Genomic DNA, 8,236 nt, shown 5'->3' on the forward strand with positions numbered 1-8,236 from the left:
CCGGTTTGTAAAAAGCCCACTTTAAGTGGGCTTTTTTGTGCCTGAAGAGATGACACTGAAACACTAAACTGTTAACCTTCAGTTAATGGAGTGTGGTGGTTTATTGTGAAAATCAAGCAACGAATAGACTGCTATAAGGATATAAAGTAAGTGAAAAAATGAAACAAGCAGAGTTTTCTGATTCAGTAGTAGAAGTCAAATTTGGTGCTTGGTGTTTAAATATAAAGCGGCAAATAATTAGTGATGGCACTGTAGAAAAAGAGTTAGAGCCACTACTGTACAAAATTTTAAGTTACCTTATCTTAAATCAAAACATGATTATTACCCGCGAAAATCTAATTGAAGATGTTTGGTGTCAGACTTATGTTGACGATAACGCCATTAATCGAGCTATTTCAGAACTTCGCAAAATATTAAAATCGCCGCAACAAAGCGAGCTAGTAGTAAAAACCCATTATCGTAAAGGATATAGTTTTGTTCCTAGCGTTGAATTTATTGAAAGCGAATACCAAAACCTCCCCATAGATAACCTTAATAAACCAGATGTAATAAAAAAAGCAAAACCTGTAATAAATAAAACTCGCTTAAGGGCGTTACTACTACTTTTATTAGTTAGTATCCTGTTAATTTCTTTTATTTGGCCAGTCAAAAATCGTGAAGTAAAAACAACTTACAAAGACTACCAAGAAGAGGTTTTATCAATGAAAGATGGAACCCATAGTTTTCTTGTACTTTCACCTAATGAAAAGAACTTAGCGTTTATTGTTTCAAAAAATGAAGGGCTAGAGTCTTATTTAATCAATAAAGATCTTATTACAGGCAGAGAAAAGGTATTATTTAAAATAGGATATGAATTAACTCCAGTTGGTTGGTCATATAATAATAGTGATATTATTTATAGACAGAATAGTGGCAAGAAAGACTGCCAAGTGTTTATTATTGATAGTAATTTTATAGGTGAAGCAAAGCATTTGTTTGATTGTAATAATTTACCTTTTTTTGGTGAAGGGGTTAATAATACGAATTTTGTATATTCCAAACTTGGTTACCGTAATCGGGATGAGCTTGCTGTATTGATGAATCGTAACCTCATAACGGGTGAAGAGTATCAAATAAGCTCTCCCAATTTAAATTCTTACGGTGATAAATTTCTGGCTCATATAGAAGATAAAAATAAGGTGGTTTTCGAGCGCCATCAATTTGGTTTTAGTGAATTGTACATTGCAGATACTGAAGGCGGAGCTCAAACTCACCTTTATACGACCAAAAATCGTATCTGGTCATTAAACTACGATCAAAAATCGAACTCATTACTTTGGTACGATAATGTTGATAATATTCTTTATCAGTACTCCCTCGTTAGTCAAAAATTACTTCAAAAAGTATCTATGCAGGGAGTTTCAGGTTATTCAACTACGTTACCTTTGAGCCCAAGTGAAATGCTAGCGACACAATACCCGTACACCCGCCACATTTATCAACTCAGTTTAGATGCCCTTAATTTAGAAGATATTGCACCGGAAAATATAAATACATTCAACGCTCAGAACACTAATAATGGATATATTTATTATTTACTTAATGATGCACAAATAAAAAGGTTAGCTGTTTTAGATACTGCTACGGGTACTGTGAGTATTAAATCAAACATTATTGATTTTTCAATAATGAAAGTTTCAAGTGATGGGGAAGAGCTATTAGCATTAAAGAGCAATGTAATTGATATCCGCGACACTGCTGAGTTAAGTTTAAAAGATACTATTACAGTTGATGGTAATATTGTAAATGTAGAGTATTTGAATAACAAAAATATAGGCTACATTTTGCGGGGTGATACAGCTACCAGTAACACGGCTTACCTATATGATAGGGCTACCAAAAAAAGTATGTTGCTACCAATTAGCAATCCAGTTTGGTTTGAGCAACTTTCAACCTCAAAGTTTATATTCCTTTCTGCGCAAAATAAGTTACAGATTTTTGATAGTTGGAATAATTTGATAACCCATGAATTTGAATTAAACTCTGTTCTATACAAGCATTCATTTGCACTTAATGATAATAAACTTTTTCATTCTGATGGCTCTAATATCTATTTATATGATTTGAATTTAGGCTTTAAAGCGAATGCTGAGCTTATTTACACATTAAAGGTTGGTTTGATAACACAGCTAAGCTATGCAAAAGAGCTTGGTACTCTAGCCTTTACCACTATTACTATTAACAATAATAAGCTAGTAAAAGCTATAGAAGTGCCTAAGTAAGCTTTATTGAGTTTTTTACTTTTTAATTTAATAAGAATGAAAGCACTATAACGATAATTTTCACTTATATCCTTCACCAATCCTCGCTACAATAACGTCATCCAATTAAGTGTGTTTTTTCAGTCAAGATTCAGTACTAATAAACTAACCTACTGAGTATTTGCACAAGAAGTGATTTACGTAATCTTCTGATCGAACATAAGACTTATTTAGCTAAAACAACGAAAAAAGGAAATTGTTTTAATGGCTCTAACAACTATTATTCTTGCTGCGGGTAAAGGTACTCGTATGCGCTCTGCTTTACCTAAAGTTTTGCACAAAGTTGCAGGTAAACCAATGGTGCAGCACGTTATTGATAATGCGATGGCATTAGGTGCAACGACTACAAACCTAGTTTACGGACACGGCGGCGAACTATTACAACAACAACTTGCCGATAACAATGTAAATTGGGTACTTCAAGCTGAACAACTTGGTACTGGCCACGCAGTAGCGCAAGCCAACTCTCATGTTAATGATGAAGACACGGTATTAATTTTATACGGTGATGTACCACTAACAAAGCAATCAACACTAGAGCGTTTATTAGCCGCAACACCTAAAAATGGTTTAGCTGTATTAACGGTAAATTTGGTAAACCCAAATGGCTATGGTCGAATGCTTCGTGCCGGTGGTAAGTTAGTTGGTATTGTTGAGCAAAAAGATTCAAGCCCAGAGCAGTTACTTATTAACGAAGTAAATACAGGCATTATGGCTGTTAACGGTAAGCTATTAAAAACATGGTTAGGTAACTTATCTAACAATAATGCACAAGGCGAGTACTACTTAACAGATATCGTTGCAATGGCTCACAGTGAAGGCGTAGAAATCACTTCAGCTCAGCCAGACCATGCAATGGAAGTTGAGGGCGCAAATAACCGCGTACAACTTGCAGGCTTAGAGCGCGCTTACCAAGCATGGCAAGCAGAAGAGTTAATGTTAAATGGCGCAACACTTGCTGACCCTGCGCGTATTGATGTGCGAGGAACAGTTACCACCGGTGAAGATGTACTTATCGACGTAAACGTTATTTTTGAAGGCACCGTCACGCTTGGTAATAATGTACAAATAGGTCCTAACTGTGTCCTTAAAAATTGTAGTATTGGTGATAACGTTATTATTAAAGCTAATACACTGATTGAAGATGCCACAGTTGCAGATAAGTGTACGCTTGGTCCTTATGCTCGCCTTCGCCCAGGCGCTGTAATGGAAGAAGACTCACACATTGGTAACTTTGTTGAGATGAAAAAAACCCGACTAGGTAAAGGCTCTAAAGCCAACCACTTAAGTTATTTAGGTGATGCTGAAATTGGCGAAAAAGTGAATATTGGCGCTGGCACTATTACCTGTAACTACGATGGTGTTAACAAAGCAAAAACTATTATTGGCGATAATGCCTTTATTGGTTCTAATTCATCACTCGTTGCTCCAGTAAATATAGGTGCAACTGCAACAATTGGTGCAGGCTCTGTGATCACCAGTACCGTTGAAGATGACCAATTAGCAATTGCACGCTCTAAACAGCGTAATTTAACGGGTTGGAAACGCCCAGTTAAAAAATAACAATAGAGGCTACTTAGGTAGCCTTTTTTATTTTAGCTGAAGTTTAAATTGCTCTTTATAGCGTCTAGACAAGTTAAGTACTTTACCTGTTGTTAGTTTTATTTCACTGTCGCCACTGGGTAGTGGTGTAATGGACTCCACTTTATCGAGTTTTACGCCATGGCTGCGGTGAATTCTACAAAACCCCTGCACTTCAAGTTGTTTACTTAATGCTGTAAGCGTTGCCCTTAACGGATATATACGTGAGCCTATATATAGGTTTACATAATTACCCGATGATTCAAGCCAATCAACATCCTCTATTTTTATAATGAATTCTTTTCCGAGCTTTTTAACTAATAGGCGGTTTATGGTCGATGTTGTTTGCTGCTCACTTTCTTCAATTGAAGAGGCTTCACCTAGTAACTGCTGCACCACATATTGATATACTTTGATAAGTACGATGAAAAACACAAAACTTATAGCGTCTTTCTGGTATTCATAAATAAGCTCAAACCAGCTAAGTCCAAAGTTGTAAGACCCATCATTCAACAAATATATGAATTTACGAACCCCTACCATAATACCAACGTGTAACACGCTAAATATAATAGAGGCACCAAAGTACATACCTAATGAGGCTGTAATATTTTGCCAATTAAAAGATAAGTGTCTTAAAAACCAAATTAAAATAGGGAATATAAGCAAAGTACTCAAGGCACTTGAATACTCCCAAACAAATGGCTCCCACATTAAAAAAGTTAAAGCCCCTTCTCTTTGGGCTTCCATTATTTGGGTTGTAGCGTTTACTGTATTATTAATTAATACGTAAGCACACAGTAATACTGATGCGTAAATGCTTTGAAAACGTTGAAAGTGCTGTAGGTTCATAAATGTATGCTTATTGCTGATGTGGCACGCTTATCCCTGTATACCACCTTTTATCACTATTGCTTGTAATATAAGCACTTATAGATAGTTTTAGCGAGAGCTTTAGGTATGAATAGCGCATAGCATACATAAAGTAGTAAAAGCATGAGCACTCAAGTACAACAACCTTCATTAGTTAATTCGCGTAAATATTATCTTGATTGGCTTAGGGTAATCGCATTTGCGTCGCTAATTTTTTATCACATTGGCATGTTGTATAGCGAAAACTGGGGGTTTCATTTTAAGAGTAATTATACATCACAGTATGTTGAATATTTAATGTTGGTGTTTTCACCTTGGCGCATGTTGCTCATTTGGTTTATATCGGGCGTAGCACTGCGTTTTATGATTGATAAAGTAAGCAGCTTTAAGTCTTGGTTACATTTCACCTTATACCGCTCTATTTTTTTACTATTACCCTTGCTGGTGGGACTATGGCTAATAGTGCCTTTACAGCTGTTTGCAGAAATGTCACAGCACGGTGTTATTGATATTAGCTATTGGCAATTTTATTTAGCTTTTATAGAGACAAACAATACGCTTTTTATTAATTATCAGTCTGGAGTGTGGCCGAATGTGGATGTAAATCACTTATGGTATTTGCGCTCGTTGTGGCAATTTATGCTGATCATTATCGTTTTAACTCTTTTTGCACGCTTGCCTTTTCTTACGCCTTTAAAAACATTTGTTAAAGGGGATATGTCATTTGGGCTTTTAATTACCTTGCTCACTATTGCCGTACTATTTACAAGCCATTACTTAACTGGCGATTCAATCAGAGAGACTAACGGCTTAATACTGCTACTCGCAGGATACATACTTGCCAAAAACACTTACTTTTGGAACTGCTTAAATAAAAACTTGGTATTACTAGCTTTGAGTTTTGCGGTTTTGTTTGTACTTATAATATTAAGTTATCAGAAGGTGTTTACTCTTCCTCATTTTATTTTAAGCGCTAGCTACAATATTCAACGTGTTGTAGGTGTATTTTTTGTACTCGCGTTCGCTCACCGATTTTTAAATTTTAATACTTACTATTTAAAACAGCTCAATGTATGGGTGTTTCCCTTTTATTTATTGCATCAAAGCATTTTGATTATTTTGTGTTTTTTACTACAGCCTTTAAGTTTAGGGCCTGTTGCTGAACCATTCATCATTATTACAGGGACTTGGTCTTTTTGTGGTGTTTTTACATGGGGTATTACACGAATTGATGTACTTAGACCTTTGCTAGGGGTTGTAATTAAAAGAGATTATTCCCCGACTGTAAAAGTGATTGGCTATACGGCCGCTTTAATTTTAATAACGCCGCTAGCGTTTAAGCTAATTACTTAGAGTAAGAGGCTGTATTAAAATTGCCATAATCTTGTCATGCCTGTGTGTTGATATTTAGCAAATACAATACTAAGGAAAATCACATGTTTAAAAAATCAATTATTGCGCTGTCACTTATATCTGTTCTTACTGGTTGCTCACTTGATGGTGACGATGGTCAAAACGGCTCTCAAGGGTTACAGGGAGAACAAGGCATAGATGGAGCTAATGGGCTAAATGGTATAAATGCAAATTCAGCATTAAATATTAGCCTTATAGGAAGGGGGGTATTAAATGCACAAAGCCCAGAAGGAGCAGCTGAAATAGTTGCATATCAAGCGTCTAAAAAATGGATTTACGCTATTAACAGTTCAGGCGATGACGCTGTTGTTAATATTCTACCCGCCGATACCTTTGATACCACAGCTCTAGTTAAAGATAACGAAGGTGTTATAAACGTTACTAACTTAACCTCGGTCATTACGTTGTCTTTAAGCGAGTACACCCAAGGCGATGCAAACAGTATTGCTATTGATGAAAATAACAATTTACTTGCTGTGGCAATGGCGGCTAAAAACACGGGTGATACAGGGCAAATTGCGTTTTACGACATAAGTGGCGACTCACCTGTATTTATTAAAAACGTAACGGTCGGATTTTTACCAGACATGGTGACGTTTACCCACGATGGCGCAAAAGTAGTGGTTGCTAACGAAGGTGAACCAAGTGGCGACTACAGCGTAGATCCTGAAGGTTCTATTAGTATTATCGATATAACAAATAATGTAATAGCCGATACAGCAATAAATATTGATTTTAAAGCCTATAACAACAAACAAACCGAACTAGAAGCGCAAGGGGTAGTTTTTGCAAACCCAAATGGTCGTACTATTAACGGTAATCTAATAAATACCACAGTAGCTATGGATTTAGAGCCCGAGTACGTTAGCATTTCTAAAGATAACAAATATGCTTATGTATCTATTCAAGAAAACAATGCACTTGCAATAGTTAACCTACAAGACAACAGTCTTGAGCTAAAGGGCTTAGGCTTTAAAGATTGGTCAAGCTTACAACTTGATGCCTCAGATAAAGACGGCGGCGTGAATTTAAAATCATACCCAGGGCTCTATGGTATGTACCAGCCCGATACTATCTCAAGCTTTAGTTGGAAAGGCGCTAACTTTATAGTTACTGCCAACGAAGGTGACGCAAGAGAATACTTTTTTGATACAACGGATGAAGCAGACTGTATAGCAAAGGGCGGACTTGATTACGATAAAGACGACGGCTGCTTAGCTTATATAGATGAGAGCCGCGTTGAAGATTTAACGCTTGCTGCTAATTTTGATTACTTAAATAATGACGATGATGATATTGGTCGCTTAAAAGTAACAACAATAAAAGGCGATACCAATAACGACGGACAATACGAATCGCTTTACGGCTATGGCGCACGTTCTTTTACTATTTGGGATAGCAATGGGCTGGTGGTTTTTGATTCAGGTGACGATATAGCACGTATAACAGCATCGGTGCATGGTGAATCATTTAACAATAATGAAGATGAAAACAAAGGTGACTCACGTTCAGATGATAAAGGCGCAGAGCCTGAAGCGCTGACTATTGGTAAAATTGACGATCGTACATTTGCTTTTATAGGGCTTGAGCGTATGGGTGGGATTATGGTTTACGACATTACTAATCCATACAATGTGCAATTTGAAGACTACTTCTATAATAGAGGCTTAATTAAAGGAGCGAATATTACAGGCGATTTAGCACCTGAAGGAATGGTATTCGTTTCAGCAGAGCAAAGTGCAACAGGAAATCCACTCTTAATTGTTGGAAATGAAATATCAGGCTCTATTGCCGTATGGGAAATAGCATCTAAATAAATCTTTAATTTTAAATAAAGCTGTGTGTTGTTTGTTTAACATACAGCTTAGTTTAAACCTTACTAATACATCATCAATTGATACATAAATTATGAGTGTTTTTTAAACTAAAAGTATCCTGCAGCCCTTTATTTGTATAGCTTTCATACTAAATTCATTTAATTGTCAAAAAGCTGAAATAAAACATTGACCCCCGCTCGAATCTCCCTATAATGCGACCCCACTGAGACAGGAAACGCCAACGCATAGCGA

Annotated in this window: 5 protein-coding genes; 4 read left to right on the top strand and 1 reads right to left on the bottom strand. The window is 36.4% G+C overall.

Annotated features, from left to right (window positions below):
- The first annotated feature begins 158 nt into the window (after nucleotides 1-158).
- Nucleotides 159-2,261 carry a winged helix-turn-helix domain-containing protein gene (locus tag I6F43_RS19155; RefSeq protein ID WP_165726814.1) on the top strand — a complete coding sequence of 701 codons (2,103 nt, stop codon included), beginning with the start codon at nucleotides 159-161 and terminating at the stop codon, nucleotides 2,259-2,261.
- A gap of 243 nt (nucleotides 2,262-2,504) precedes the next feature.
- On the top strand, nucleotides 2,505-3,863 hold the full coding sequence (gene glmU / locus I6F43_RS19160; RefSeq protein ID WP_101163105.1) for a bifunctional UDP-N-acetylglucosamine diphosphorylase/glucosamine-1-phosphate N-acetyltransferase GlmU: 1,359 nt from the start codon (nucleotides 2,505-2,507) through the stop codon (nucleotides 3,861-3,863).
- 27 nt (nucleotides 3,864-3,890) lie between these two features.
- Here the strand turns inward: glmU and I6F43_RS19165 are convergent, their stop codons facing one another.
- Nucleotides 3,891-4,733, bottom strand: a complete 843-nt coding sequence (locus I6F43_RS19165; protein ID WP_010555140.1) for a LytR/AlgR family response regulator transcription factor — start codon at nucleotides 4,731-4,733, stop codon at nucleotides 3,891-3,893.
- 144 nt (nucleotides 4,734-4,877) lie between these two features.
- Between I6F43_RS19165 and I6F43_RS19170 the strand changes: the two genes are divergently transcribed.
- Nucleotides 4,878-6,107, top strand: coding sequence for an acyltransferase family protein (locus I6F43_RS19170; protein WP_197103604.1), 1,230 nt, complete (start codon nucleotides 4,878-4,880; stop codon nucleotides 6,105-6,107).
- 83 nt (nucleotides 6,108-6,190) lie between these two features.
- Nucleotides 6,191-7,984, top strand: a complete 1,794-nt coding sequence (locus I6F43_RS19175) for a choice-of-anchor I family protein (RefSeq protein WP_197103606.1) — start codon at nucleotides 6,191-6,193, stop codon at nucleotides 7,982-7,984.
- The last annotated feature ends 252 nt before the right edge of the window (nucleotides 7,985-8,236 follow it).

Source organism: Pseudoalteromonas sp. NZS71_1 (assembly GCF_015864305.1).
Lineage (GTDB): Bacteria > Pseudomonadota > Gammaproteobacteria > Enterobacterales > Alteromonadaceae > Pseudoalteromonas > Pseudoalteromonas arctica.